This window comes from Alteromonas sp. CyTr2 (assembly GCF_947311905.1).
GTDB lineage: Bacteria > Pseudomonadota > Gammaproteobacteria > Enterobacterales > Alteromonadaceae > Alteromonas > Alteromonas macleodii.
This window is the reverse complement of record NZ_CAMZMZ010000086.1, coordinates 1-1,284: the sequence shown is the minus strand read 5'-3', so window position 1 is coordinate 1,284 and position 1,284 is coordinate 1. Positions and strand designations below refer to the sequence as shown.

Genomic DNA, 1,284 nt, shown 5'->3' with positions numbered 1-1,284 from the left:
GTATATGGTCTCCCCCTTTATTGCAAGAGTAAACATGCTGTTTGACTAAAATGGTTTGCGTCCGTATATCCGGCTTCTCGTTGAAGTATTTTCACTTCGAGCCTCGATGAACTTCGCCCATATCGTCCTTATCGTTGACTCGGATTAATAATCCACACGCCCTATCAGGTTTTCGATATGTCGGTTTAACCGTATTGTCATCACGTTATGTTTATTCAGCAATCCTTGGAAGTGAACTGGTTCATTATTAACTTAAGCGGTTGTCAACTCAGGCTGATAATCGCCACCTTGTGCTAATAGTGCCCAAGCTATTCGGGCCAACTTGTTAGCCAGTGCAACCGCGGCTTTGTTTCTCCCCCGCGTTTGCTCTATTCGCTTTATCCATTGAGACAATGGTGTCTCTTTATGTTTACTCACTCGCATGACAGCCCTGGCACCATGAATGAGTAAGGTTCTTAGATAGCTATCTCCACGCTTACTAATCCCCTGTAGATTATGCTTGCCTCCTGAGCTATGTTGTTTGGGTACCAGCCCCAATGATGCTGAGACTGCCCGGCCATTCTTAAACTCACTGCCATTGCCGATATGTTGATAAAGCGCACTGGCTATAATTGGACCAACTCCGGGAATACTTTGTAGCCGTATATGGTCTCCCCCTTTATTGCAAGAGTAAACATGCTGTTTGACTAAAATGGTTTGCGTCCGTATATCCGGCTTCTCGTTGAAGTATTTTCACTTCGAGCCTCGATGAACTTCGCCCATATCGTCCTTATCGTTGACTCGGATTAATAATCCACACGCCCTATCAGGTTTTCGATATGTCGGTTTAACCGTATTGTCATCACGTTATGTTTATTCAGCAATCCTTGGAAGTGAACTGGTTCATTATTAACTTAAGCGGTTGTCAACTCAGGCTGATAATCGCCACCTTGTGCTAATAGTGCCCAAGCTATTCGGGCCAACTTGTTAGCCAGTGCAACCGCGGCTTTGTTTCTCCCCCGCGTTTGCTCTATTCGCTTTATCCATTGAGACAATGGTGTCTCTTTATGTTTACTCACTCGCATGACAGCCCTGGCACCATGAATGAGTAAGGTTCTTAGATAGCTATCTCCACGCTTACTAATCCCCTGTAGATTATGCTTGCCTCCTGAGCTATGTTGTTTGGGTACCAGCCCCAATGATGCTGAGACTGCCCGGCCATTCTTAAACTCACTGCCATTGCCGATATGTTGATAAAGCGCACTGGCTATAATTGGACCAACTCCGGGAATACTTTGTAGCCGT

The 1,284-nt window shown here is 45.4% G+C and carries 1 protein-coding gene and 1 pseudogene; both read right to left on the bottom strand.

Annotated elements, in window-relative coordinates:
• Positions 1-252: 252 nt before the first annotated feature.
• Positions 253-642 (bottom strand): annotated as a pseudogene (locus QME20_RS19660) (IS110 family transposase); the annotation flags it as partial.
• Between the two features lie 251 nt (positions 643-893).
• Positions 894-1,284 (bottom strand): IS110 family transposase (locus QME20_RS19655; RefSeq protein WP_281716518.1); only part of this gene is annotated, 391 nt, incomplete at its 5' end.